At 72.9% G+C, this 25,654-nt stretch carries 19 protein-coding genes; 5 read left to right on the forward strand and 14 right to left on the reverse strand.

Annotated features, from left to right (window positions below; genetic code table 11):
- Positions 1–14: 14 nt before the first annotated feature.
- On the reverse strand, positions 15–437 hold the full coding sequence (locus OG570_RS39020) for a MarR family winged helix-turn-helix transcriptional regulator (protein ID WP_326953824.1): 423 nt from the start codon (positions 435–437) through the stop codon (positions 15–17).
- A gap of 94 nt (positions 438–531) precedes the next feature.
- Here OG570_RS39020 and OG570_RS39025 point away from each other — a divergent pair, with 94 nt between their 5' ends.
- From OG570_RS39025 to OG570_RS39040, 4 genes are all read left to right on the forward strand, one after another.
- Positions 532–1,317, forward strand: a complete 786-nt coding sequence (locus OG570_RS39025) for an alpha/beta fold hydrolase (RefSeq protein WP_326953825.1) — start codon at positions 532–534, stop codon at positions 1,315–1,317.
- Between the two features lie 17 nt (positions 1,318–1,334).
- Entirely contained in the window at positions 1,335–2,090 is a 756-nt protein-coding gene (locus OG570_RS39030; protein ID WP_326953826.1) for an MBL fold metallo-hydrolase, read from the forward strand.
- Between the two features lie 8 nt (positions 2,091–2,098).
- Positions 2,099–2,443: a putative quinol monooxygenase gene (locus OG570_RS39035; protein ID WP_326953827.1), complete on the forward strand. Its 345-nt coding sequence runs from the start codon at positions 2,099–2,101 to the stop codon at positions 2,441–2,443.
- Positions 2,444–2,516: 73 nt separating this feature from the next.
- Positions 2,517–3,680, forward strand: coding sequence for a serine hydrolase domain-containing protein (locus tag OG570_RS39040; protein ID WP_326953828.1), 1,164 nt, complete (start codon positions 2,517–2,519; stop codon positions 3,678–3,680).
- Here the strand turns inward: OG570_RS39040 and OG570_RS39045 are convergent, their stop codons facing one another.
- Positions 3,681–4,298: a YdcF family protein gene (locus tag OG570_RS39045; RefSeq protein ID WP_326953829.1), complete on the reverse strand. Its 618-nt coding sequence runs from the start codon at positions 4,296–4,298 to the stop codon at positions 3,681–3,683.
- A gap of 9 nt (positions 4,299–4,307) precedes the next feature.
- The gene (locus OG570_RS39050; protein ID WP_326953830.1) at positions 4,308–4,778 is read right to left on the reverse strand and encodes a DUF1905 domain-containing protein; all 471 of its coding nucleotides are present in this window, start codon (positions 4,776–4,778) and stop codon (positions 4,308–4,310) included.
- Positions 4,779–4,923: 145 nt separating this feature from the next.
- Between OG570_RS39050 and OG570_RS39055 the strand changes: the two genes are divergently transcribed.
- A complete protein-coding gene (locus OG570_RS39055; protein ID WP_326953831.1) occupies positions 4,924–6,174 on the forward strand; it encodes a helix-turn-helix domain-containing protein in 1,251 nt (416 codons plus the stop codon).
- Between the two features lie 54 nt (positions 6,175–6,228).
- Here OG570_RS39055 and OG570_RS39060 read toward each other — a convergent pair whose 3' ends face one another.
- The 11 genes from OG570_RS39060 to OG570_RS39110 form a co-directional block, all read right to left on the reverse strand.
- Positions 6,229–6,855, reverse strand: a complete 627-nt coding sequence (locus tag OG570_RS39060) for a cyclase (RefSeq protein ID WP_326953832.1) — start codon at positions 6,853–6,855, stop codon at positions 6,229–6,231.
- A gap of 32 nt (positions 6,856–6,887) precedes the next feature.
- Positions 6,888–7,235 (reverse strand): helix-turn-helix domain-containing protein, encoded by a 348-nt coding sequence (locus tag OG570_RS39065; RefSeq protein WP_247051178.1) that lies wholly within the window; start codon positions 7,233–7,235, stop codon positions 6,888–6,890.
- Between the two features lie 12 nt (positions 7,236–7,247).
- Positions 7,248–8,480 (reverse strand): lipase family protein, encoded by a 1,233-nt coding sequence (locus OG570_RS39070; RefSeq protein ID WP_326953833.1) that lies wholly within the window; start codon positions 8,478–8,480, stop codon positions 7,248–7,250.
- A gap of 14 nt (positions 8,481–8,494) precedes the next feature.
- The gene (locus OG570_RS39075) at positions 8,495–9,499 is read right to left on the reverse strand and encodes an alpha/beta hydrolase (protein WP_442788221.1); all 1,005 of its coding nucleotides are present in this window, start codon (positions 9,497–9,499) and stop codon (positions 8,495–8,497) included.
- A gap of 13 nt (positions 9,500–9,512) precedes the next feature.
- A complete protein-coding gene (locus OG570_RS39080) occupies positions 9,513–11,108 on the reverse strand; it encodes an acyl-CoA carboxylase subunit beta (RefSeq protein ID WP_442788222.1) in 1,596 nt (531 codons plus the stop codon).
- A complete protein-coding gene (locus tag OG570_RS39085) occupies positions 11,105–17,524 on the reverse strand; it encodes an SDR family NAD(P)-dependent oxidoreductase (RefSeq protein ID WP_326953835.1) in 6,420 nt (2,139 codons plus the stop codon). Before OG570_RS39085 ends, OG570_RS39080 begins: the two co-directional genes overlap by 4 nt.
- Positions 17,521–19,215, reverse strand: coding sequence for a fatty acyl-AMP ligase (locus OG570_RS39090; RefSeq protein ID WP_326953836.1), 1,695 nt, complete (start codon positions 19,213–19,215; stop codon positions 17,521–17,523). The genes OG570_RS39085 and OG570_RS39090 overlap by 4 nt, the downstream gene beginning before the upstream one ends.
- Before the next feature lie 98 nt (positions 19,216–19,313).
- Positions 19,314–20,762, reverse strand: a complete 1,449-nt coding sequence (locus tag OG570_RS39095) for an MFS transporter (RefSeq protein WP_326953837.1) — start codon at positions 20,760–20,762, stop codon at positions 19,314–19,316.
- Between the two features lie 148 nt (positions 20,763–20,910).
- Positions 20,911–21,861, reverse strand: coding sequence for a R2-like ligand-binding oxidase (locus OG570_RS39100; RefSeq protein WP_326953838.1), 951 nt, complete (start codon positions 21,859–21,861; stop codon positions 20,911–20,913).
- Entirely contained in the window at positions 21,858–23,438 is a 1,581-nt protein-coding gene (locus OG570_RS39105) for a CocE/NonD family hydrolase (RefSeq protein ID WP_326953839.1), read from the reverse strand. The genes OG570_RS39100 and OG570_RS39105 overlap by 4 nt, the downstream gene beginning before the upstream one ends.
- A gap of 58 nt (positions 23,439–23,496) precedes the next feature.
- Positions 23,497–25,500, reverse strand: coding sequence for an MMPL family transporter (locus tag OG570_RS39110; protein ID WP_326953840.1), 2,004 nt, complete (start codon positions 25,498–25,500; stop codon positions 23,497–23,499).
- Positions 25,501–25,654 lie beyond the last annotated feature (154 nt).

Raw genomic sequence — 25,654 nt, forward strand, 5'->3', positions numbered from 1 at the left:
TGCTCGGGCGCCGGTCATGCGGTCGGGTCGGGGCCGAGGGCGCGGTCCAGCAGCGCGCCCAGCTGGTCGAGCTGGGCGGCCGACAGGTCCCCGAAGGAGGACCCGACGACGCCGTCCGCGAGGTGCTGGCCTTCCGCGCGCAGGCGCTCGCCTTCCTCGGTGAGCCGGTGTCGCACGGCCCGGCCGGGTCCGGGGACGCGCTCGATCAGGCCGCGGTCCGCCATCCGCGTGGCCAGGGAGCCGAAGGACTGGTCGGTCTGGAAGGTCAGCACGGCGAGGTCGTGCAGCGACGCGTCCGGCTCGCGGTGCAGGTGGCGCAAGGTGTCCCACTGCACGAGGGAAAGCCCCAGCGGCGCCAGTGCCCGGCTCAGCGCGCGGTGGTGACGGTATTGCAGGCGCTTCACGGCCAGTGCGACCTCTGCCGGGGGATACGTCATGCCTTCACCCTAACTCATCGGGGACAGCTTGCTTATCTAAGTAAGCTGATCTAAGGTTCCTTAGGTAAGCCCCACCGAGACCGAAGAAGGCACCATGACCACGCTCTCCCCGGCCGGTTCGCTCCGGCCCGTCCGCACCGGGACCCACACGTTCGGCACCGCCGAAGTGACGCTCCAGGACCGCGACCGCACCCGGCCGTTCCTGCTGCTGCACGGCGGTGGCGGCGTCGCGACGATGGCCGGCTTCGCCGACCTGCTCGCCGAGCGCACCCACTCCCGGGTGCTGCTGCCCACCCACCCCGGCTTCGGCGGCACCCCGAAGGCCGACGGCCTGACCACCGTCGCCGAGCTGGCCAAGCTCTACGTCACGATGCTCGAGGAGCTCGACCTCACCGACGTCACCGTGCTCGGCAACTCCTTCGGCGGCTGGCTGGCCGCCGAGATCGCCCTGCTCGAGAGCCCGCGCGTCAGCGGCGCGGTGATCGTCGACGGCGTCGGCGTCGAGGTCGACGGCCACCCGGTGACCGACGTCCGGGGCCTTACCCCGGAAGAGCTGCGGGCCCTGTCGTGGCACGACCCGAGCCGGGCGCCGGTGCCGCCGGCCGGGGCCACCGGCCCGAGCCCGGACGTCGTCGCCCTGCTCGGTTACACCGGCGCGGCGATGGCCGACCCGACGCTGGCCAAGCGGCTCGGCGGCCTCGACATCCCGGTCCACGTGATCTGGGGCGAGAGCGACGGCATCGTCACCCCGGACTACGGCCGCGCCTTCGCCGCCGCGATCCCGATGGCGAAGTTCACCCTGCTCCCCCGCAGCGGCCACCTCCCCCAGCTCGAGACGCCCGAAGAGCTGCTCGGCGCCCTGCTCGACCTCGGCAACTGACCGCAAGGAGAAACCGCATGAGCACCTCGTTGAGCGTGACCCGGATCGGGCACGCCTGCCAGCTGATCGACATCGGCGGGCTCCGCGTCCTCACGGACCCGTGGTTCACCCAAACCGCCACCTACTACCAGGGCGAACCGGTCTTCTCCCGCGTCGAAGACCTCGGCCGGCTCGACGCGGTCGTCGTCACCCACGAGCACTACGACCACTGCGACCTCGACGCGCTCGTCGCCGGCGGCTTCGACCTCGACACCCCGCTGATCGGGCCGGGCACGGTCGCGACCATCGCGCGGGACAAGGGTTTCCGCGACGTCCGCGTCGTCGAGGCGTGGGAAGCCACCACGGTCGGCGAGCTGACCGTGACCGCGACACCGGGCAAGCACGGCGTCCACGAGGTCACCTTCGTGATCCAGGCGGGCGGCCGCACGGTGTTCTTCGGCGGCGACTCGCTGCGCGTCCCCGAGCTCGACACCATCCCGGAGCGCTTCGGGCACGTCGACCTGGCCATCCTGCCGACCAACGGCCTGTGCATCCGGCCGCTGAACCTCCAGCAGGTCGTGATGGACGCCGAAGAGGCCGCCGGGCTGACGGCCGCGCTGAAGCCGACACTGGCCGTGCCGCACCACTACGCGTTCCACAGTGGACAGCTGGGCGACCGGATGATCACCAAGGGCGATCAGGATCCCCGCCACTACGCCGACGCGGTCGCGCGGCTCGCGCCGGAGATCGAGGTCCGGCTGGTCCTGCCCGGCACCCCGGTGCTGGTCCCGTGAGGGAGTTCATGCCCGAGGTCGGCGCGGACCTCCCGTCCGGCGAACGGCCGATGGTCGCCGTCGTCCGGGCGGTGCCCGGCCACGAGGAGCAGCTCGCCGCCGCCATCGCGACGCTCACCACCGCGGTGCGGGGCGAGCCAGGCTGCCGAGAGTTCCGGCCGTTCCGGGACGTCGCGAACCCCGGCGTCTTCTACCTCTACGAAATCTACGACGACACCGAAGCGTTCCGCGTGCACCTGGCCACCGGGCACGTCGCGCACTTCTTCACCGAACTGGCCCAGCACAGCACTTCCGACGCCGGGGCGCTCGTGCAGCTCGTCGAGGTAGCGCCTGCACTACCCGGGGTCCGGTAGGCAGCGCTACTGATCTTCGTGCCGGGTTCGACCAGCATTGGGCCATCGAATCCGGTTCGGCGAAGGAGAGCTGATGCAGACGACGGTGCGCAAGGGCGTAGTGGTGCTGACCGTGGCGGGGGCACTCGGGGCCGCCCTGACGACGGCGGCCGCGGCGGGCCCACCCCCGAAGCCGGCGGTCCAGCCCCCGAATTCGGCAGTCCAGCAGAGCCTGGACTCGCTGGTGAGCCAGGAGAAGTTCCCCGCCGCGCTCGCCTCCGTGACCAAGGACGGCCGGACGACGTCGCTGGTCTCCGGCTCCGCCCGGCTCGGCAGCCAGGTCCCGGTGCCGCGTGACGGCGAGGTCCGGGCGGGCAGCAACACCAAGACGTTCACCGCGACCGTGGTCCTGCAGCTCGTGGCCGAGGGCAAGGTCGAGCTGGACGCGCCCATCGAGAGGTACCTGCCCGGCGTGGTGCACGGCGACGGTATCGACGGCACGAAGATCACCGTCCGGCAGCTGCTGCAGCACACCAGCGGGCTGCCGAACTACACCGAGTACATCGGACTGGAGGACTTCGGGAAGATCCAGCACAAGTTCTTCCAGCCCCACGACCTGCTCGCCGCGGCCCTCGCCCACCCGGCGAAGTTCGCGCCCGGCACGCAGTGGGAGTACAGCAACACCAACTACCTCCTGGCGGGTTTGCTCATCGAGCGCGTGACCGAACGCCCGGTGCAGGAGCAGATCACCGAACGCGTCATCAAGAAGGCGGGGCTGCGCCACACCTACTGGCCGCAGCCCGGGGACCAGACCATCCACGGACCCCACCCGCAGGGTTACGCGACCCGCACCTTCACCGATCCCACGATCGTCGACGCCACCGAGATGGACCCGTCCTGGGGCGGCGCGGCCGGCCAGCTGATCTCGACGCCGAGCGACCTCGCGCAGGTCTCGCGCGCGCTGCTCGACGGCCGGCTGCTCCCGCCCGCGCAGCTGGCCGAGATGCGCAAGACGGTCGACGCGCCGCTGCTGCCCGGGTGGCGCTACGGCCTCGGGCTGTTCCGCGTCCCGCTCAGCTGCGGCGGCGCGTACTGGGGCCACGGCGGTGACATCGAGGGGTACGAAACCCGGGGCGGCACCACGGACGACGGCCGGTCGGTCGGGCTCGCGGTGACGGCGTTGCCGGGCACCTTCGGCGACGCGGACCAGGCGGCGAAGGCCGTCGTGGCCACTGTGGACACCGCGTTCTGCCGGTGATCACCCAGGGCGCCCGGGCCGGGTTTCCGGCCCGGGCGCGACCTTCCGTTCGTCGGCCGTGAGCCTGCGGAGCGTCCACAACCCGTAGAGAGCCAGCAGGGGTTTGCCGAGCAGCCACTCGCCGAGGCGGTAGTCGTCCGCCCGCACGAGCCGCTCGGCGAGATCCGGGCGCTGCCGCCGCAAGTACGCACGGGCCTTGAGCGCATGCGCCGGCTGGGAGACGATCTTGATGCGGTCGACGTCCTCGAGGAGCGGGAGCACGTTCGTGATGTTCTCCCAGGTCGTCGCGCTCCGGTCCTCGAGGAGCACGGTGCCGTCGAACTCGAGCACCGCCTTCGCGTAGTCGGCCATCAACCGGGCCTCCGCGGCTCCGTCGCCGGTGGGACCACCGCTGAAGATCACGCGGGTGTCAGCGGCCGCGGACCGGATTCCGGCGCGCACCCGCCAGCGGTTGACGACGTTCGCCGTCGGCCGCGGGTTCCGGTAGCCCAGTACGACCACAGCTTCGGACGCGCCCGCACCGCGTCCGACGAGCGTGCGAGACCAGCGCCAGTTCAGCCACTCGCCCCAGGCCAGGACCGCGGCTGCGGCCAGCGCCAGTCCGGTCCTTCGTCGCATGCGGCGACTCTACGGCCGCGGGCGCTCCTTGACGCCGTCGGCGAGCAGGCCGACCACCTCGGCGATCCGGGCCGCGCGGACGTCCGGCTTGCCCTTGGTCCCGTCGATCCACCGCAGGTACGCCTTGCGGTAGAACTGCGCCAGCGTGTCGAAGAACGCGGCCGCCGCCGCGTCGGCGGCCAGCGCCGCGGCGAGGTCTTCGGCGAGGTCACCGCGTTGCGGGCCCTCCGGGGCGAGTTCGACGGTCACCTCGTCGCCGATCGCGACGGCGGTGTCGCGCAGCCACAACGGCGTCACGGTCAGTGCCCATCCGCTGTCGCCGGGAGCCAGCCTGCCGCGGACGCGGCGGTCACCGATCGTGCCACCGACCGGGTGGTCGGCCTTCGCGCCCCACGTCTCGTCCGGGTCGAACGGCACCTCGATGACGCCGGCACCCCGGCTGCCTGCGGCGATGACGGCGCGGAACCGCTGAGCACCCATGCCCCGATCGTCGCGTCTTTAGCAGCCGCGCACAACCGCGGCCCCCGGATTCATCACCCCGGCTCAGCCGGTCCGGGCCGTTTTGCGTCCGCGCCCGGCGCGTGAGTGCATGGCAAACGGGGCAGTGGAGCGAAGGAGCTTCGACATGAACGAGCCGGCGGAGCGCGGACGCCCGGCGCCGGAGACGGGCAGCCAGGCCCGGACGCTGTGGGTGTCCCTGCCCGGCGAGGTCGCGCGGCGGTTCCGGCCGCACACGGACAACCTGGGCAAGAAGATCCTCGAAGCGATCCAGCGTGAGGTGCCCGAGTACGCCAAGCCGCTGGAAGGCGGCTTCGGCTCGGTCATCATCAAGGCCATCGAGGAAGCCGTCATCGGCTCGATCGACAGCATCGGCGGCCGGCCGTCCACTCAGGACAAGTGGGGGGCGATGTTCCGCGAGGTGGGCCGCGGCGTCCACAAGGGCGGCGGCAGCCTGGACTCGCTGCAGGCCTCCTACCGCGTCGGCGGCCAGGCCGCGTGGCGCTACATCGCGGCGTGGGGCCAGCGCACCGGCATGCCCACGCCGCTGCTGTGCGTCTGCGCCGAAGCGATCTTCGCCGTGATCGAGGAGATCTCGTCGTACTCGGTCGAGGGGTACACGGTGGCCCAGACGAAGGCCGCGGGCACGCTCGAGCGGCGCCGGCGGCGGCTGCTGGAACTGATCCTGGCGACGCCGCCGTCGTCCCCGCAGAGCATCGCCGCCACCGCGAAGGCGGCCGAGTGGAAGCTCCCGGAGCACGTCAACGCCGTGGCGCTGGAATCCCCCGACGACCAGCACGGTGACCTGCAGGGCCTGCCGCTGCACGCGGACGTCCTGGTCGACCTGGAGAGCACCCAGCCGTGCCTGGTGTCGGCCAACCTGGAGCGCGACCTGCGGCTGCTGCAGCCCGCGTTGAAGGGCTGGCTCCTGGCGGTCGGGCCGCGGGTGCCGCTGGCCGACGCGGCGACGTCGTTGAGCTGGGCGTGCCGGACGCTCCAGCTGATGCGGCAGCGGGTGATCGAGCCGAACCCGGTCGTGCACAGCACGGACCACTTGAGCACGGTCTGGCTGATGCACGACGACTTCCTGCTCACCGAGCTGAGCCGCAAGGTCCTCGGCCCGCTGGTCGGCCTGACCGCGAAGCAGCAGGAGCGCCTCGGCGAGACGCTGATGGCGTGGCTGGAGTCGCGGGGCAGCACGCCGGAGATCGCGGAGGTGCTGAAGATCCACCCGCAGACGGTGCGGTACCGCCTGAACCAGCTGACGGAACTCTTCGGCGACCGCCTGAACGACCCGGCCCAGCGGCTGGACATGCAACTCGCGCTGCACGCCCACCGCCTGCGCGGCACCCGGCCCGTCGACGTCGCCCAGGGGTGAGCAGGCCGTGGCGGCCGGGGTTGGTCACCCGGCCGCCACGGCCCCGTACCTGGGTCAGGCGATCGTCGTCGTGGTGAAGATGGGGCTCGGGTTGGGGAAGCAGGCCGTCGGGGCGGAGATGTCGAAGATCTGGTTGACCACCGACGTGAACGTGAGGCCCGGGTTGCTGTAGCTCGTGCCGGCCAGCTGGGTCTTGATCGTGCCCGACGTGCCGGCCTTCAGGTGGAACGTGATGGTCGGCAGCTCGAACGCCGCGCCGCCGGCGATCGGGCCGGGGAAGCTCAGCGTGGCCACGCCGCCGGAGACCGCGATCGTCGGGGCGCCCGAGCCCAGGCCGGAGCCGCCCGAGAGGGCCGAGCTCACGTACGTCGAGTTCGCCGGGACCGGCAGCTTCAGCGCGAAGTTCTTGACCTGCTTGAGCTTGAAGCCCGCGACCGTGGCCGGCACGGTGTTCGGCGCCGGGTCGACGATGATGTCGAACGCCGCGCCCGGCGCGACCGTGGCCGGGGCCGTGACGTCGGTGCCCTGGACCAGGTTCGCCTGCTGCGGGCCGACGATCGGCGCGTTGGCCTGGCAGTCCAGGTTGACCGGGACGACCGCCGCGGACGCCGGGGCCGCGAGGGCCACCGCGGCCGCGCCGGCCACCGCCAGCACGCCGAGGGGACGGATGCCGTGGGACATGGGAACCACTCCTTTGTGGATGGTGACGGAACCTAACGAACGGTGAAACGGTGGGCCGTACGCGCGATTTCGAGCAGTTCGGCGTACTCGACGAGCCGGGTGCGGTCCGCCGCGGCGAGGCACTGGTAGAGCCGCAGCAGCCGCGCCGGTTCGGACGGGTGGCCGGCCGCCTCCTCCAGGAAGAAACCGACCGGCCGCTGGTAGAGCCCGGCGAGGGCCTTGAGCTCCAGGCTGTCGACCTTGCGCGTGCCCGCTTCGATCCCGGAGACCGCCGACCGCGGCACGCCGAGCCGGTCGGCGACCGCGCGCTGGGTCAGCCCGAGGCGTTCCCGGCACGCCCGCAGCCGCGCGGCCAGGCACTCCTGTTCCTCATCGTTCACGCGCCTCGCCGATCAGCAGTTGGACGGCGCCTGGTCACCGGCGAACCGCTTGACGATCCACTGGTGCGCGTCCCCGTTGCCGGCGAAGATGCCCGACAGGTGGTCGGAGACGTAGGTGTTCCACTGCTCGCGGACCCCGGCGGCGCAGTAGGTCTTGTGCAGCGCGTCGGCCTGCGGCGTGTTCACGATCTCGTCGGTGCTCGCGTGGTACTGGAACACCGGCACGCGCGGCGGGTTCGCGCCGAGCTTGTTCTGCGCCAGCCGCGCCTTCCACTGCGGGGTGTCCAGCGGGTTGGACGTCGTGTAGTCGCTGATCTTCTTGAACGGGTAGTTGGTCAGCAGTTCGACGACGCAGGCGTTCTGCTTGGCGTCGTCGAGCTGCTGACGGCCGGTGGCGTTGAGGTAGGAGTCCAGCTTCAGGTCCGGGTACGCGGCGTCGAGCCCGACCGCGGCGAAGGCGAGGAAGCCGAAGCCGATGTAGCCGTCGAGGCCCTTGGCGACCGCGGTCAGGTCGGCCGGGACCCCGCCCGCCGCGACGCCGACCAGGTTCAGCTCCGGTGCGTAGGTGGGCTGCTTCTCCCCCGCCCACATCGCTCCGCCGCCGCCCTGGGAGTAGCCCTGGAAGATCACCTTGGCGGCCTTCGAGAGCTTGGCCGGGGAGAACCGCTGCGCCGCGCGGACCGAGTCGATCACGGCCGGGCCCATCGATTGGCCGGTGATGTAGGTCGGCACGGTCGTCGGCGAATAGCCCTCGTAGTCGGTGACCGCGACGGCGTACCCGCTGGAGAGCGAGTCGTTGATGGCCGGCTGGTCGTAGAGCGTGCCGCGCTCGATCGCCTTGGACGGCGTGCACTTGAACGCCGGGCCCTGCGTGCCGACGCCGTAGCCGATGATCGGCGCCTTCGCCGGGTCGACGCCCTTCGGGACGAGGATCGTGCCGGTCACGGCGTCCGGCTTGCCCAGCCCGTTGGTCGAGAGGTACATGACCTCCCAGGCGTCGGCGTTGGCGGCGTTCATCAGCGGCACCGACGGCCGCCAGCGGAGGACGTCGCCGGGCTGCCCGGCCGGCAGCGGCGCCGGGGCCTTGTAGAAGGAGTCGTCGAACGGGCCGGGCAGGCCCACGGCCGCCGTGGCCGCGGGTACGGGCGCGGCGGCCGCCGGGGAGCCGACGACGGCCACTCCCGCCGCCAGCGTCGACAAGCTCAGCAGCGCGAGCAGGACTTTGCGTTTCACCGGAACCTCCATCGGGGAAAGGACTTTCACACGGGCAGGCCGAGCGCGTTCGCGAGGATCGGCCACGAGTTGTGCAGGGCGCGCTGCCAGTACGGCCAGCTGTGGGTGCCGGGGCCGTAGTAGTCGACCGTCGCCGGGATCCCCTGCGACTTCAGCTTGTCCGTGAAGCTCTGGGACGTCAGCAGCGCCGACGGCTCCAGCGGGTCGGACTGCCCCGGCGGGTCGAGCGGGCCGGTCTGGCCGTTGCCGCAGGAAAGGTAGAGCGCGGTGCCGCGCAGGGCGTCGGTGTGGTCGTAGGGGTTGTGCGCCGACCAGATCGGCCAGGTCGCCACCTCGTCGCCCCACAGGTCGAAGAAGTTGTAGAACCCCGCGCGCGCCAGGATGCCCTTGATGACGCCGGCGGTGCCCGGGAAGAGCGTGTTGGGCACCCCGCTGTAGGAGGCGGCCGCGCCGAACATCCCCTTGTGCTGGAAGGCGTACGCGAGCGCGCCGTACCCGCCGATCGACACGCCGGCGACCGCGCGGCGGGTGCCGCCGTGGTAGCCGCGCTCGACGATCTGGCGGACCTCGGCGGTGTGGAAGGTGTCCCAGTCGGGGGTGTTCTTCAGGCCGAAGTTCCACCACTTGCTGTACATCCCGGCCGCGCCGTCGGTCGGCATCACCAGGATGGCGTCCTTGGTCGCGGTGAACGCCTTGACGTCGGTGAACTGGTCCCAGGACTTGTAGTCCACCGGCTCGCAGCAGCCGTGCAGCAGGTACAGCGTCGGCCAGGTCCGCGTCGGCTGCGCCTGCCAGCCGGCCGGCACGATCAGCCGGACCATCCCGGTGGTGCCGAGGGCGGGCGAGCTGATCTTGAGGTCGACGGTGCGTGCGTCCAGCCAGGTCTCCTGGGTCACCTTCGCGCCGTCGTCGGCGGTCACCGGGGTCACCGCGGCGACCGGAGCAGCCCCCGTGCCGAGGAGCACCGCCGCGAAGAGCATTGCCAGTCCTGCCCGGCGACGACGCCGGCGCCCGGCCCGCTCGAGGTTCATCTGTTCTCCGTTCTCACAGCGGGATGTTCCCGTGCTTCTTGGCCGGCAGGGTCTGCCGCTTGGTCCGCAGCGTGCGCAGCGCGCGGGCCACCTGGAGGCGGGTCTGCGACGGTGCGACGACCTGGTCGACGTAGCCGCGCTCGGCGGCCAGGTACGGGCTCGCGTGGCGCTCGCGGTACTCCTCGGTGAGCCGGCGCCGGGCGGTGGCCCGCTCCGCCTCGGGCAGCCCGGCGAGCTCACGCCGGTGCAGCACCTGCACCGCGCCTTCCGCGCCCATCACCGCGATCTCGGCCGTCGGCCAGGCCAGGTTGACGTCGGCGCCGAGGTGCTTGGAGCCCATCACCGCGTAGCCGCCGCCGTAGGCCTTGCGCGTCACCACGGTCACCTTCGGCACGGTCGCCTCGGCGTAGGCGTAGATCAGCTTGGCGCCGCGGCGGATGATGCCGCCGCGTTCCTGGTCCACGCCGGGCAGGTAACCGGGGACGTCGGCGAGGGTGAGGATCGGGATGCCGAACGCGTCGCAGAACCGGACGAAGCGCGCGGCCTTCTCGGACGCGTCGATGTCGATCACGCCGGCCTGGTGGCGCGGCTGGTTGGCGACGACGCCGACCGAGCGGCCCTCGATCCGGGCGAACGCGCAGATCATGTTGGGCGCGAAGGCGCTGTGGATCTCGGTGAACTCGCCGTCGTCGACGATCCGCGCGAGCACCTCGGTCATGTCGTAGGCCTGGTTGAGCGAGTCCGGCACCAGCCGGTCGAGCTCCAGGTCCGCCGCCGTGAGCTCGGGGGCGGTGTCGTCGGCGTACTCCGGGGCGAGGTCGAGGTTGTTCGAGGGCAGGTAACCGAGCAGGGTCTGCACCCACTCGATCGCGTCTTCCTCGTCGAGCGCCCGGTGGTGGGCGTTGCCGGCGACCTCGCTGTTGGTGCCCGCGCCGCCGAGCTGCTGCGCCGTCACCCGCTCGCCGGTCACGGCGTGCACGACGTCCGGGCCGGTGACGAACATGTGCGACGTCTCGTCGACCATCACGGTGAAGTCGGTGATCGCGGGCGAGTAGACCGCGCCGCCCGCGCACGGGCCCATGATCATCGAGATCTGCGGGATCACGCCGGACGCGTGGGCGTTGCGACGCCCCAGTTCCGCGTAGTAGGCCAGCGAGACGACGCCTTCCTGGATCCGCGCGCCGCCGGAGTCGTTGATGCCGACGACCGGGCAGCCGAGCGTCATGGCCAGGTCCATCACCTTGAGGACCTTCTCGCCGAAGACCTCCCCCATGCTGCCGCCGAAGACGCTGAAGTCCTGGGAGAACAGGCAGATCTGGCGACCGTCCACAGTGGCGTGACCGGTCACGACGCCGTCGCCGTAGGGGCGGTTGGCGTCCATCCCGAACTCGGTGCAGCGGTGCCGGGCGAACTGGTCGAGCTCGACGAACGAGCACGGGTCGACCAGCAGGTCGATCCGTTCGCGGGCGGTGAGCTTGCCCTTGGCGTGCTGCCGGTCGATCGCGCGCTTCTCGGCGATCCGGACGACCTCGTCCTGGCGGGAGGCCAGGTCGGCGATCCGGAACGACGTCGTCGGCGTGAAGGAGAGGTCTTCGAGTGTCATCGTCATCCCTTTCCTGCGTGCTGACCGGCGAGGCGGGCGGACAGGGCGGCCGCGATCACCGCCACGTGCGGCGGGTCGATCATCGAGAGGTGGTCACCGGGCACCCGGACGATCTCCAGGTCGGCGCAGTGCGCGTCCCAGCCGAGCGGGTCGTCGGTGCGCAGGTACCGCGGGTCGAGCGTGGTCGTGAGCGGGTGCGGGTCCTGGGCCCGCAGCAGCAGCACCTTCCCGGCGTACGGCTCGGGGACGTACCTTTCGGCGACGCGGGCGTCCAAATAGGACGTGTACTGGTGGTGCAGGACGCCCTGGCCCATCCCGGGCACCTGGGCGGCCAGCCGGCTCATCACGAGCCGGATCTGGTCGTGCTCGCCGAGCTGCCGGAGCTCGGCCCGCGGGATCTCCAGGGGCACGCCGTAGGTCAGTTCGATGTGCTCGGCGAACCGGTCGAAGCGTTCGAGGAGCAGGTCCTGCACCGGGGTGTCCGGCGCGGGCAGCGGCAGGATCGTGTCGATCATGAAGACGACGCCGACGCTCTCCCCCGCGTCGGTCAGGCGCTTGGCCGTCTCGTAGGCGAGGCAGCCGCCGAAGGACCAGCCGCCCAGCCGGTAGGGCCCGTGCGGCTGGATCTCGCGGATCAGCTCGACGTAACACGCCGCCTTGCCCTCGACGGTGTCCTCGTCGTCGATCCGCTCCAGCCCGTAGGCCGGTTGTCCTTCGGGCAGCAGGCGGACGAGCTCCTGGTAGACGCTCGTCGGGCCGCCGGCCGGGTGGAACAGGAAGACGGGGTCGGCCGCGACGCCGTCGCGCAGCAGCCGCACCGGGCCGCCGCCGAAGCCCTCGACCTCGGCGCGCAGCAGGTCGGCCAGCGCGGCGATGGTGGGCGTGGCGAACAGCAGGTCCGCTTCGGGCACCTCGTCGAGGTCCTCGGTGAACGCGGCCCGCAGTCGGTCCGCGGCCTCCTGGTCGCCGCCGACGGCGAAGAAGTCGTCGTAGACGCCCGGTTCCGGCCCGCCGAGGACGGCCTGCCAGTGCCGGGCGACCCAGCGTTCGGCGGGGTCGCGCGGCCCGGGCACGGCGTGGCTCGGCTCGGCCGGCGCGCCCGCGCCGAACCCGGCCTGCTCGGCGAGGTGCCCGGCGATCTCGGCGAGGCTCGCGCCGCGCAGCAGCAGGGGTACCGGCAGCGGCAGGCCGAAGTCGCGTTCCACGGCGCCGCGGGCCCGCATCGCCATCAGCGAGTCCAGCCCGAGGCTCGTCAGCGGCGCGTTCCGGTCGACGTCACCGGCGGCGAAGCCCATCAACCCGGCGACGAGGGCCGCGAGGTGGTCGGCCATCGCTTTCCGTGCCCGCGCCGGTTCGTCCGCGCGCAGCGCGGCCATCCCGTCCCATGTGGACGGTTCGGTGCCGCCGGGTGCTTCGGCCGGGACGAACAGTTCGAAGAACGGCCGTTCGGCCAGCCGCGGGAAGAGCGCCAGCACGGTTTCGCTGTCGACGCGAGCGACGCCGGTCGCTTCACGATCGCCGGCGAGCACGGTCTCGAGCGCGTCGAGGGCTTCCGCGGTACCGAGCGGGTCCAGCACCGGGTTCCGGCTGCCGGTGACGGCGCCGGCTTCGCCCCAGGCACCCCAGTTGATCGTCGCGGCGGGCAGTCCACGGCCACGGCGCCAGGCGACGAGCGCGTCGGCCCAGGCGTTCGCGGTGGCGTAGGCGGCCTGGCCCGGAGAGCCGAACAGCGCGGCGGCCGAGGAGTAGACGAGCCACCAGTCGAGGTCGTGGCCCGCGGTCGCTTCGTGGAGCCGCCAGGCGCCGAGGGCTTTGGGCCGCCAGACTGTCTCGACGGCTTCCGGGGTGAGGGCGATCGCGGCACCGTCGGCGAGGGCACCGGCCGCGTGCAGGACGCCGCGCAGGGGCTGGTCCCCGGCGGCCGCGACGAGCCGTTCGGCGGTGCCGGGTTCGGCGACGTCCCCGGTGACGACCCGGACGTCGACGCCGAGGTCCCGCAGGAAGGTGTCGGTCTCGGGAGTGGGGCCGCGACGGCCGGAGAGGATCAGCCGGGTCGCGCCGCGCTCGGCGAGCCACTTCGCGGCGACGAGGCCGAGCCCACCCAAGCCACCGGTGATGAGGTAGGCACCATCGCGAACGACGGGCACGCGGCTGCCATCACGACCGCTTGAGTCTCGCGGCGGGGCGAGTTCCGGGCGCACCAGGCGGCGGGTGTGGCGGATGCCTTCGCGCCAGGCGATCTCGTCGTCCGGGCCGTCCGCGCGGATCTCGTCCTGCAGCTCCGCCACCCACAGGCGCGCGGGGTCGGGCTCGGCGTCGAAGTCCAGTTGGCTCACTCGCAGCTCCGGGTGCTCGAACGCCAGCACCCGCACCAACCCCCGCAGCGCCGCCAGTTCCGGGTGGCCCGTCTCGCCCGGCTCGACCGCCGCCGCGCCTGCGCTGACCAGCCACAACCTCGGCGGGTCCGGGACGGCGGCCAGCTCGACGACCACCCCCGACAGCGTCACTACCAGGTCACCGGAGCGCGCCGGATCCGGGGTGCCCAGCTCGGCCGCGCAGCCGACCATCGCCAGCACGCCGGTCACCTCGCGGGAACGCAGCACCTTCCCGAGGCCTTCGTGGTCGCCCAGCGGCACCGTGCACAAGGAGCCGCCGAGGCTCGCGAGCCACGGTGCGGACTCCTGCGCCGCGTCCAGGAGCACGACCCAGCTGTGCGTGTCGTCCGCGGGCGACGGCGGCAGCTCGGCCTGCTGCCACCCGGCCTCGAAGACCAGGCTCGACAGCGGCACCGGCAGCGCCGAACGCTGGAACCGCCGGCAGTAGACGTCCCGGAACTGGACCAGGACCGCCCCTTCGGCGTCGACGAGCTGGACGCTGCCGAGCAGTCCGTCACCCGACTCGTCGACGGAGTCGAGGACGGCGTCGACCCGGACGCCGTGGCGGGGGTCGCCGGCGAGCGTGACCTCGCCGATCGTCAGGGGCAGGTAGAGGCCAGCGGTCTCGCCCAGGGCCTCGCCGGTCGCGGCGGCCAGTGCGTGCAGGCAGGCGTCGGCGAGCGCCGGGTGCAGCCGGTACGCCGGGTGGTCGCGGGCCTCCGGCGGCAGCGCGATCGACGCCGACGCCCGGCCCGGCGCGGCCACGACCCGGCGCAGGCCGCGGAACGCCGGGCCGTAGTGCTGACCCAGGTCCTCCAGGGCCCGGTAGAGGTCGACGGCGTCGCCTTCCGTGGGGCCGAAGGGCGTCGGCGGCGGCGCATCGGCCAGCACTCGCGCGGTGGCGTGGCGGACCCAGCCGTGCGCGGACTTGGCGTGGACGCTGATCTCCGCGCCCGCCAGGCTCGTCGTCACCTCGGTGTGCTCGGCCAGCGGCAGCACCTGGTGCAGTTCCAGGTCCCCGATCCGGTCACCCGCGCCGAACGCGAGCTCGAGGAACCCGGTCGCCGGGAACAGCGGGACGCCCATCGCGGCGTGGTCGGCGAGCCACGGCAGCCGCGCCGTGCCGACGTCGCCGCGCCACAGGTGCAGGCCGCCGCCGGGCTGTTCGATGTGGACGCCGAGCAGCGGGTGCGCCCCGGTGTCCGGCCGGTGCGCCGGGCGCTGCGGCCAGAACCGCTCGTGCCGCCACACCGGGCCGGGCAGCTCGACCGGCGCCGTGCGCGGGCCGTGGTCCAGGACGCCGGGCCGGCCGAGGACGTGCAGCCGGGCGAGGCTGGTCAGGAACGCGACGCGCTCGTCGCTCTTGCGGCTGCCGGTGGGCAGGCCGATCGCGGTACCGCCGGTGGTCTGCTCGACGGCGGCCAGCGCGACCGGGTGCGGCGAGATCTCGACGAACACGCTGTGGCCTTCGGCGGTCGCGGCCGCCAGGGCCTGGGTGAACCGCACCGGACGGCGCAGGTTCGCCGCCCAGTACTCGACGTCGAACGCCGGTGTCTCACGTGGATCGTCGAGAACGCTGCTGTAGCACGGAATCTCGGCCTGGCCGGGCTTCAGCGACGCCAGCTCGGCGCGGAAGCGGTCGAGCACGGCGTCGACGGCGGCCGAGTGCCCGGCGCCGCGGACCGGGAGACGGCGGGCGAGCCGGCCCAGCTGCTCGACGTGGGCGACAAGGGCGTCGACCTGGTCGGCGTCGCCGCTGATCGTGCACTGGGTCGGCGACGCGTAGACCGCGACGGTGACGTCGGGGAACTCGGCCAGCTCGGCCGGCGACAGCTCGACGACGGCCATCGCGCCGGTGCCCCCGGCGTCGACCTCCGCGAGCAGCCGCGCGCGGGTCGCCATCACGCGCAGCCCGTCGGTGACGTCGAGCGCGCCCGCGACGACGGCCGCGGCGACCTCGCCCATCGAGTGCCCCAGCACGGCGGCGGGGACGACCCCGTGCGCGCGCCACAGTCCGGCCAGCGCCGTCTGGATGCCGAACAACGCCAGCTGCGTCGCGCCGAGGTCGGGCAGTTCCTGTTCTCCCGCAAGGACTTCGCGCAGGGAGAACCCGGCTTCGGCGCGGAACGCCGGATCCAGGGCGTCGATCTCGGCGCGGAACGCGGGTTCGGTGCGCAGCAGCTGCCGGCCCATCTCGGGCCACTGCGAGCCGTAGCCGGAGAACACGAACACGACGTCCGCGCGTCCCCGGGCTTCCCCGGGCGTGACGTTGCGCAGCGCGTCCACGAGAGCGCCACGATCTTCGGCGACGACGGCCGCGCGGACGGGCAGGTGCTCGCGCCGCGTCGCCAGCGTCGAGGCGACGGCGCTCAACGGGACGGCGCGTCCGGCGGGCGAGTCCAGCCAGTCGGCCAGTTCACTCGCGCGGGTGTGCAGGACGTCGGCCGACCGCGCCGAGAGCGCGAAGATCCGCGGGCCGTCGGCACCGGCCCGGACCGGGAAGGACGCGGCGGGCCACTCCTCCAGCACCACGTGGGCGTTGGTCCCGCCGAACCCGAAGGCCGAGACGCCGGCGCGGGCGGTGCCCGGGTAACGCGGCCAGTCCGTGCCGGCCGCGACCACGCGCAGGCCGAGGCCGTCGAAGTCGATGTGCGGGTTGGGCGTGCGGTAGTGCAGGCTCGGCGGCAGCCGGCGGTGCACCAGGGCCAGGACCACCTTGATCAGCCCGGCGATGCCGGCCGCGCCTTCGAGGTGGCCGAGGTTGCTCTTGACCGAGCCGACGAGCAGCGGGCGGCCGGGTTCGCGCCCGGCGCCGAGGATCGCGCCCAGCGCGCCGGCTTCGATCGGGTCGCCGAGCAGCGTGCCGGTACCGTGCGCCTCGACGTAGTCCACAGAGGACGGATCGACACCGGCGACGGCGTAGGCGTCCCGCAGCAGCGCCGCCTGGGCGTCCGGGTTGGGGGCCATCATGCCGTTGGAGCGGCCGTCGGAGTTGACGGCGCTGCCGCGGATCACCGCCAGCACGCGGTCGCCGGCGGTGCGGGCGGCCTTCAGCGGCTTGAGCACGACGACGCCGCACCCTTCGCCGCGGGCGATCCCGTCGGCTCCGGCGTCGAACGGCTTGCAGGCCCCGTCGGGCGCGAGCACTCCGGCGCGGTGGAAGTTCGCGGTGATGCCGGGCGACAGCAGCAGGTTCACGCCCGCGACCAGCGCCGTCTCGCTTTCGCCGCGGCGCAGGCTCTGCACCGCCTGGTGCACGGCGACCAGCGACGACGAGCAGGCCGTGTCGAGGGTGAGGCTCGGGCCGCGCAGGTCGAGCAGGTACGACAGCCGGTTCGCGGCGATGCTCGCCGCGGCGCCGGTGCCGGACCAGGCGTCGATGCCGGGGACGTCGGTCATCGTGAGGTAGCCGTACTCGCTGGCCGACAGCCCGACGAACACGCCGGTCCGGGTGCCGCGCAGCGAGCCGGGCGGGATGCCCGCGTGTTCCAGGGCCGCCCAGGTGACCTCCAGGAGCGTGCGCTGCTGCGGGTCCATCGCCTCGGCTTCCCGGGGCGTGATGCCGAAGAACGCGGCGTCGAACCCGGCGACGTCGCCCAGGAACCCGCCGCGACGCGGCAGCCCGGCGAGCGCGTCGGCCGGGGCGAAGGACTCCCAGCGGCCCGCGGGGACCTCGCCGATCCCGTCGGCGCCCGCGTCGAGGAACCGCCAGAACTGCGCGGGCGACCCGACGCCGCCGGGCAGGCGGCAGCCGACGCCGACGATCGCGATCGGCTCCCCCGCCGCCATCGGCACCGGCGCGGCCCGGACAACGTCCACTGTGGACAACGACGCGACGAGTGCGGTGATGCTCGGGTGCTGCCACACCAGCGTGGCGTCGAGGGGCCGGCCGAGGAGCCGGCCCAGGTCGCCGGTCAGGCTCATCGCGTCCCGTGAGGACAGTCCGGCCTCCTGCAGCGGGCGGTCGACGTCGACCTCGGCGGCCGGGAGCCCGGTGATCGCGGCGACCTGCTCGACGAGCCACGCCCGGATGGCGTCCGGAGTCATCGCGGCCACCGTCCGTCCAGGTAGGACGTCCGGCACAGCGCCCGGCTGATCTTGCCGCTGGAGGTGCGCGGCACCTCGCCGGGCGACAGGACGACGACGTCGTGCAGCCGCAGGCCGTGTTCGGCCGACACCGCCGCGCGCAGTTCGCCGACGGCGACCTCGGCGTCAGTGTTCTTGGCCCGTTCCAGCACGACGACGGCGACTTCGCCCTCTTCGTGCGGGATGGCGAAGGCCGCGGCGGAGTGCAGCCGGACGGCGGCGTGGGCTTCGATCGTCTGCTCGATGTCCTGCGGGTAGTGGTTGCGGCCGTCGACGATCACGAGGTCCTTCAAGCGGCCGGTCATGTACAACTCACCTTCGAACCACACGCCCAGGTCGCCGGTGGCCAGCCAGCCGTCTCCGAACGTCTCCGCGGACGCGCCGGGACGCCGCCAGTAGCCCTGGCCGACGTTCGGCCCGCTCACCCGGATCTCGCCGACTTCGCCGTCCGCGACCGGTTCACCGTTGGTGTCGGCAATCCGGATCCGCTGGTCCACCGGCCGGCCACAGGCGACGAGCGTCGTGCCGGTGGCGGCCGGCACCGCGAACCCTTCGGCCAGGCGGTCGCGGTCGAACGTGACCTGCCGCGACGGCGTGCCCGCGTCGGTCACCGAGACGAGCACCGTCGCCTCGGCCAGCCCGTAGGACGCCCGCTGGACCTCCGGCCGCAGCCCGCAGTCGCCGAACGCGGCCTGGAACTTCGCGATGGTGGCGGGCAGGACGGGCTCGCTGCCGTTGATCAGCGAGACGACCCGGCTCAGCTCGAGGTAGCTCTTCTCGTCTTCGGTCACGCGAGAAGCGCTGTAGGCGTAAGCGAAGTTGGGGGCCGCGCTGATCGCGCCGGGGCTGGCCGAGAGCGCCCGCAGCCAGCGGCCGGGCCGCTCGAGGAAGGCGAGCGGGTCCATCAGCACCGCGGTCAGGCCGCCGAACATCGGCGCGCCGATGCCGAGGATCAGGCCCATGTCGTGGAAGAGCGGCAGCCAGCTGATCGTCGACGTCGTGCCGGACTCGGCGCCGTAGGCGGTGCAGCACTGCCGGGCGTTGGTGAGGACGTTGTGGTGGGTCAGCATGACCCCGGCCGGCGAGCGCGTCGAACCGGACGTGTACTGCAGGTACGCGAGCTCGTCCGGGGCCGGGCGGTGCCACTCGTGCTCGCCGATGACCGGCGGCAGGGTGTCCACGGCCACGACGGCCGCGTCGACGTCGAGGGTCCCGAGGAAGCCGGTGACCTCGCCGGTCAGGTCGGCGGTGGTGAGCACGACCTGCGGCGCGCAGTCGGTGAGCGTCGCGGCGAGGCGGCCCGCGTGCCCGGGCAGGTTCGGCGCGAACAGCGGGACGGCGACCAGCCCGGCCCGGATGGCGCCGAGGAAGGCGACGACGTAGTCGGCGGACTGCGCGGCCAGCACCGCGGCCCGCTCCCCCGGCGCGGCGAGGGTGCCCAGGTGCGCGGCGACGGCGCTGACCCGGTCGTCCAGCTCGCGCCAGGTGAGGCTCACCGCGCGGCCGTCGACGCTCGTGCGGTGGTCCAGGAAGGTCACGGCGACCTCGTCGCCGAGGCTCCGGGCCCACCGGCCGAGCAGGGTGGCGAAAGAATCGCCGTCTAATGCGTCGTGGCCGGGCAGCGCGAAGGCCGTCTGAGAAATGGTTTCCATAGCCCCTCGCCAATAGCGTCGGAGTAATTAAGGGGATGCGCCGAAAAAGCGCCGATCCTCACCTTCGAAGAAACTGTATTTCGGCCGAACTGCGAGTGTCAATCACGGGAAACGCCGTACTCATCGGGAAGCGGAGAACCCACGGGCGCGGTTGTCACCGCGGGAAGGATTTTCCGCGCCCGGAATACCGTCAGGGCCACGACCGCCCCGGCGAGTTCGAGACCGGCCGCGACCAGCAGCCCGGCCGTGTAGCCGCCGGCCAGCGCCGGTCCGGCCGCGACGCCCGCGTCGAGCCGGGCCGCGCGCACGGCCGTCAGCACCGCGCCGACGAGCGCGACCCCGAGGGCGCTGGACAGCTCCCGGGACGCCGTGAGCAGGCCGGACGCGGTCCCGGCGTGCCGTTCGGCCACGACTTCCAGCGCGTGCGAGGTCAACGGCGTGGTCAGGGCCGAGCCGGCACCGATCAGCAGCAGTCCGGGCGCGCGCGGCAGCACTTCGGGGATGTGGTTGACCAGCGCGACGGCGAGCAGCCCGAGGGCGACGACGACGAGCCCGGCAGCGACCGTCCGGTGCGGCCCGAACCGCGTCACGGCCCACGGCACGGCCGGTGTGGCGGCCATGATCGCGACCGCCACCAGGATCAGCGGGAGCCCGGCCTGGACCGGGCTCAGCCCGAGGGATTCCTGGTGCAGCAACGGGGTGAAGAAGAAGACGCCCGAGACACCCAGGCCCCACAGCAGCTGCACGGCGAGCGCGCCGACGAACACGCGCTGCCCGGTCAGGTCCGGCGAGACCAGGCGTTCGCGGGCGCGCCGCTCGCGGACGGCGAACCAGCCGAGGAACCCGAGCCCGCCCGCGGCGAGCACCGACGGGAGCACGTCGCCGGTGCGCGTGTCGTCACCGAACTCGACCAGTGCCACGGTCAGCAGGACGAGCCCGGCCGTCACCAGCGTCATCGACGCGATCGCCGGCCGGCCGCCACCCGGGCCGCGGCGGGCGCCGGCCGTCACCGGCAGCAGGGCCAGCATCACCGCGACGAACGGCAGGTTGACGAAGAAGATCCAGCCCCAGCCGAGGTATTCGCTGAGCAGCCCGCCCAGCGTCGGGCCGAGGGCCAGCGCGATCGCCAGGCTGGCCGTCCAGATCGTGGCGCCGACGGCCCGCCCGCGCGCGTCCAGGTTGGTCCGGAGCAGGCTCAGCAGGCCGGGCACCAGGAACGCGGCCGCCAAGCCCTGCAGCACCCGCGCGCCGACGAGCACCCACGCGGATCCGGCCAGGCCGCCGATCGCCGCGCCGAGCCCGAACGCGAGCAGCCCGGCGGACAGCGTCAGCCGCTGGCCCCAGCGGTCGACGAGCGTGCCCGCGACCAGCAGCAGGCTCGCGAACGGGAGCATGTACCCGATGCTGACCCACTGCAGGGACGAGAGGTCCAGCGCCAGGTCGCGGGCGATGGACGGCACCCCGGCCGCGACGATGTTGTTGTCCAGGGTGGTGACGAACGCGCCGAGCGCCACCACGACCAGCGTCGGCGCCTTCCGGCCGCCCACGACGACCACCTCCAGATCTCTCGGGGAACGTCGGCGGGTCTACCGCGGCTCGTCGTGAGTGGTAATGAGGGTTAGAACCCGCATTACCACTCACGACCAGCCGCGGTAGGGCACCCGCTGGAACCCGGCGAGGTTGCCGGGCGCCGTGCTAGGCGGATTCGCTTGCCGTGTCCTCGTCGAGGAAGTCCTCCTCGAGCTGTTCCGGGCTGTAGTCGAGGTCGATGGACGCGACCGGCGTCCCGCGCGCGGCTTCGATCGCGCGCAGGCGGCGCATCGCGTGGTCGGCGGCGTACTCCATGACGCCGTCCATGCGCAGGTCGAACGGGTCGCCGTCGAGCCGGGCGGTGGTCCACTCGATCTGCGCGATGGCGTGCGGCAGCAGGGCCTGCATCTCGTCCTGCACGATCTGCCAGTTGCGGTCGTCGGCCGCGACGTGGCGGCGGCAGGTGAACGTGCCCCACGCCATGTGCCGGCGTTCGTCGTCACCGATGCGGCGGATCAGCTCCTGCATGCCGGGCAGGATCCCGTGCGTGCGGCAGGCCCGGTTCCAGACGAAGTACCCGGTCAGCGCGAGCACGCCTTCGACGACGTGGTTGTAGACGACGGACGCGCGAATCTGGTTGGCGGGACTGGGATCCTCGCGCAGCCGGCCGAGCGCGGTGGGCAGCGCGTCGTAGAAGATCGCGCGGTAGCCCGGGTTGTCCTCGACGTGCTCGTGCAGGTTGCCGGTGACGCCCACGGCGTCGAGCCAGAGCCGGAACACCTGCGTGTGCTTGGCTTCCTCGAAGCAGAACTGCGTCAGGTACATCTCGTCGGCGAACCGGCCCTCGGCACCCATCGCGGCGAGGAACGGCTGGATGTCGTGGGTGACGGCCTCTTCGCCGCCGGCGAACTGCGCGCACAGCATGGTCGCCGCGAAGCGCTGCTCGTCCGACAGCGCCGCCCAGTCGACGGCGTCCTGGGTGAAGTCCAGGTCGGCGGGGTTCCAGAACTTCGCGTTGCCCTTGGCGAACAGCCGCAACGGCAGGACGTCCCAGTTGAGCCCGCCCGCGCGCAGGGCCGTGAACTCCTCGCGGGTGCCGGGCACGGTTCCGGTCACGGCGTCACTCCAGTCTTCCGCACGGGTACGTCCAGCCACGACGGGTCGGCCGCCGTCGAGACGAAGCCCAGCCGGCCGGCGCCGGTGTTCCAGTCGAGGAACAGCGGGTCCTTCGAGTCGACGACCAGGGCGAGGTGGTGGCCGGCGGCGAGGCTGTAGGCCGTCGGCGAGAAGGCCAGGTCGACCGGCTGTGGCCGCCCTGGCGTCGCGTGTTTCCAGCTGTAGGGCAGGTAGTTGACGAGGCTGCCGGTGCCGAGCGGGTCGACGTCGTAGACGTAGGCGACGACGGTCCCGGCGGCGGCCGGCGGCACGACCGTGAGGTGCGCGCGCAACGAGCCGCGCAGCTGGGTGACGGCCTTGACCGGCGGCTGGCTCCACACAGCGCCGCTGCCCCGGTCGACCTGCCAGAGGAACGCCGTCGGCGGGTTCCCGCTCAGCGCCTCCAGGCTGTAGGTCGCCAGCGGGATGCCGCCGTTGGCCACGGTGTCGCGGTTCGCGGCGATGCTGCCGGTCCAGGCGGCGGGCGTGGCCTGCAGCGTGTCGCGGCCGAGGTAGGACCGCGACGGCGGGGCGAGGACGCTCGGCCAGTCCGCGTGGTACTCCGGGCGCTGCGTCCCGGGGCGAGCCCGGGTGACGACCGGCGGCTCGGTCTCGATCGACGTGTCGGTGCCGGCGACGTACGCGTCGAACCAGCGGTAGACCGACGTCCACGTGTCGCTGGGCAGGCCGAGCAGGCCGCCGGACTCGGACGCGGCGTGGTCGCCCGGCACGAACTCGGCCCGTTTCGGCCCGGTGAGCCGCTGGTACAGGTCGGCCATCTGCCCGGGCTGGAAGACCGTCTCGCTCCAGGTCTGGATGGCCAGCACGGCCGGGTGGTTGGCGTTGATCCGGTCCACGTAGGACGACGGCGAGCGCGGCCGGGACCAGTCGATCACGGCCTGGGAGTCGGCGTCGGAGATCGCCGGCTCCAGGAACTTGGTCAGCATCGTGTCGGTCTCGGGGCTGAGCGTGCCGTTGGCCTTGCCCGACAGGTAGAGCACGAGCCCGGCGAGCCCGTGGCGGGTGTCGTTCTGGGTCAGCGACGCGACCAGGTCGGCCCAGCCGCTCAGCGAGGCGACGGCCTTGATCCGCGCGTCGAACCCGGCGGCGATCAGGCCGATCCCGGCGCCGTAGGACACCCCGCCGACGCCGATCCGGGCCGGGTCGGCGGCTGTGTGGGCGAGCGTCCAGTCGATGACCGTGGAGACGTCGGTGATGTCGTCGGGCCCGGCGACCTCGACCGCGCCCCCGGATTCGCCGAACCCGCGGGCGCCGTAGGAGATCACCACGTAACCGCGGTTGGCCAGGTCACGCGCGGGGATGACGTTCTGCGTGCGGCCGCCGCCCCAGGCGCCGATGAGCACGGCGAGCGGGTGCGGCCCGGGCGACGACGGCTGCATCACCATGGCGCCGAGGGTGATGCCCCCGGCCGCGGGCACGTCGGCGAAACTGGTGGCGAATCCTTCGGTCGTCGCGACGCCCGGAAAAACGGCGGCGGTCACGGCGATGACCATGGCGGCCGCACCGGCGCGAATCATTTCGGCGGTCTCCTTTCACCGGGTTGTTTCCGGAAACTAACAACGCGCCGGAATGGAATCAACGGTCGGTGGGTGTCAAGACTTCGCGGTTGTCATCCGGCACCGGAATTGCAGCGGAACGGTGCTCACGCGGACGCAACCGGCGCGGGAACCACCAGTTCGCGGCCCCGAGCCGGACCATCACCGCGGGGACCAGCAGGCAGCGGATCAGCACGGCGTCCAGCAGCACGGCGGCCGTCAGCCCGACACCCGCCTCGCGCACCACCCGCGCGTCCACGAAGGCGAACGAGACGAACACCAGCGCCATGATCAGCGCGGCGGCGGTGATGGTCCGCCCGGTCGAGACGAGCCCCTCGACGATCGCGGTCCGCGTGTCCGCGCCGCGGCGCCACTCCTCCTGGATCCGCGCGATGAGGAAGACCTCGTAGTCCATCGACAGCCCGAACAGGCCCGCGAAGAGGAACACCGGCAGGTACGGCTCGATGGGCGCGCCGAACACCCAGACCACCACGCCGGTCGTCGCCGCGGCGGTGAGCAGGTTCATCACCGCGGCGGTCAGCGGGATGAGCACGCTGCGGAACACCCAGGCGAGCACCAGCACCGAGATGCCCACGACGCTGAGCAGGAACAGCGGCAGCCGGCCGGTGATCGCGGCGGAGAAGTCGGCCTGGGTGGCCACGACGCCGCCGAGGTGGACGTCCGGGCCGCCGGCCGTGCGGATCCACGCGAGCAGGTCGGTGGTGGCCGGGTCGTCGGGCGCGGTCCGCGGCACCACCGTCAGCACCGCGACCGGTCCGGGCAGGTAGTCGGGCGGGCCGACGTCGGCGCGGGTCAGCAGGGTGTCGCGCAAGGCCGTGACGGCCGCCCTGTCGGCGTCCGTGGTGACGTGGCGGACGACCAGCACGGGTCCGTTGGCGCCGGGCCCGAAGCCGTCCTCCAGGAGTTCCGCGGCGACCTTCGTGACGCTGCCCGGCGGGTCCAGCCCGGCGCCCGGGACGCCGAGCCGCAGGCCCGTCATCGGGAGCGAGAGCACGGCGATGACCAGCACCGCCGCCACCGCGTACGGCGCCGGACGCGACGTCACCGAGCGCGCCGCCCGCGGCCACAGCCCGCCCGCACCGGCCGGGCGGACGCGCATCCGGCGCCCGAGCAGGCGCAGCAACGCGGGGAACAACGTCACCGCGGCGGCCATCGTCAGGAGCACGGAAACCGTGGCGGCGACGGCGATCCCGTCGAGGAAAGCCAGCCCGACGGTGAACATGCCGGACAGGGACACGCACACCGTCACCCCGGCGAAGACCACGCTCCGGCACGACGTCGCCGCGGCAGCCGCGAGGGCCTGTTCGGCGGCCAGGCCGTCCTGGATCCCCTGCCGGTAGCGGGTGAGCACGAACAACGCGTAGTCCACGCCGACGCCGAGCCCGAGCAGCGCGGCGATCTCGGTGCTGATCTTCGGCACGGTCATGACGTGCGACAGCAGCGCGACGACCGCGAGCGCGCAGCCGACCGACGCCGACGCCGTCAGGACCGGGAGCAGCACGCACGTCAGCGAGCCGAAAGCCAGCAGCAGCACCAGTGCGGCCGCGACCAGCCCGATCCCGGCGTTGCCGAGGTCCGGCGCGGCGGCTGTCATCGAGGCCAGTTGCCCGGACGCCCCGGCGGTCACACCGGCGCCGCGCACGACGTCGGCGAAGTCGTCGGCCGTCTCCTGCCCGAGCGTCTCGGCGTCGGCGTCGAACCGGACGTCCAGCACGGCGACGCGGTGGTCGGCCGACACCGGGCCGGGATCGACCGAGACGACGTGCGGCAGGCTCCGCAGCCGGCCCGCGAGCGCGTCGACCCGGGCGCTGTCGGCGGATCGCATCACCACGCGTTCGCGGTCCCCGCCCGCGCCGCGCAGGAGGTCCGCCGCTACGGAGCTGTCCGCCGCGGGCAGGGCGACGGTGTCGCGGTAGGCGACGCCGGTGTGCTGCGCGGCGAACAGCAGCCCGCCGAGGGCGAGCAGCCAGCAGGCGAGCACCCACGGCGCCCGCCGGAAGCACCACGCCACGAGCGCCGTCATCCTGTCCTCCCCGGTCGTGAGCAGCGGAAACAGCTGATCACGCTAACAACCGCGGCGCGGGCGAAGATACGGTCCCGCTTCACAAATCGGCCCGGCAAACCCCGTCCGGGCGTGAGTGTTCGCCACCCCCGTGGCCTTGTCGGACGTTGACAAG

Origin of the sequence: Amycolatopsis sp. NBC_01286, assembly GCF_035982555.1 — a bacterium.
GTDB lineage: Bacteria > Actinomycetota > Actinomycetes > Mycobacteriales > Pseudonocardiaceae > Amycolatopsis.

Bases quoted from the DNA above. Each gene is read 5' to 3' on its own strand.
- OG570_RS39040 (WP_326953828.1), top strand. From the start codon at position 2,517: ATGCAGACGACGGTGCGCAAGGGCGTAGTGGTGCTGACCGTGGCGGGG.
- OG570_RS39085 (WP_326953835.1), bottom strand. From the start codon at position 17,524: ATGACTCCGGACGCCATCCGGGCGTGGCTCGTCGAGCAGGTCGCCGCG.
- OG570_RS39105 (WP_326953839.1), bottom strand. From the start codon at position 23,438: ATGATTCGCGCCGGTGCGGCCGCCATGGTCATCGCCGTGACCGCCGCC.
- OG570_RS39060 (WP_326953832.1), bottom strand. From the start codon at position 6,855: ATGTCCCACGGCATCCGTCCCCTCGGCGTGCTGGCGGTGGCCGGCGCG.
- OG570_RS39050 (WP_326953830.1), bottom strand. From the start codon at position 4,778: ATGGGTGCTCAGCGGTTCCGCGCCGTCATCGCCGCAGGCAGCCGGGGT.
- OG570_RS39070 (WP_326953833.1), bottom strand. From the start codon at position 8,480: ATGGAGGTTCCGGTGAAACGCAAAGTCCTGCTCGCGCTGCTGAGCTTG.
- OG570_RS39045 (WP_326953829.1), bottom strand. From the start codon at position 4,298: ATGCGACGAAGGACCGGACTGGCGCTGGCCGCAGCCGCGGTCCTGGCC.
- OG570_RS39080 (WP_442788222.1), bottom strand. From the start codon at position 11,108: ATGACGATGACACTCGAAGACCTCTCCTTCACGCCGACGACGTCGTTC.
- OG570_RS39030 (WP_326953826.1), top strand. From the start codon at position 1,335: ATGAGCACCTCGTTGAGCGTGACCCGGATCGGGCACGCCTGCCAGCTG.
- OG570_RS39025 (WP_326953825.1), top strand. From the start codon at position 532: ATGACCACGCTCTCCCCGGCCGGTTCGCTCCGGCCCGTCCGCACCGGG.
- OG570_RS39090 (WP_326953836.1), bottom strand. From the start codon at position 19,215: ATGGAAACCATTTCTCAGACGGCCTTCGCGCTGCCCGGCCACGACGCA.
- OG570_RS39020 (WP_326953824.1), bottom strand. From the start codon at position 437: ATGACGTATCCCCCGGCAGAGGTCGCACTGGCCGTGAAGCGCCTGCAA.
- OG570_RS39075 (WP_442788221.1), bottom strand. From the start codon at position 9,499: ATGAACCTCGAGCGGGCCGGGCGCCGGCGTCGTCGCCGGGCAGGACTG.
- OG570_RS39035 (WP_326953827.1), top strand. From the start codon at position 2,099: ATGCCCGAGGTCGGCGCGGACCTCCCGTCCGGCGAACGGCCGATGGTC.
- OG570_RS39110 (WP_326953840.1), bottom strand. From the start codon at position 25,500: ATGACGGCGCTCGTGGCGTGGTGCTTCCGGCGGGCGCCGTGGGTGCTC.
- OG570_RS39055 (WP_326953831.1), top strand. From the start codon at position 4,924: ATGAACGAGCCGGCGGAGCGCGGACGCCCGGCGCCGGAGACGGGCAGC.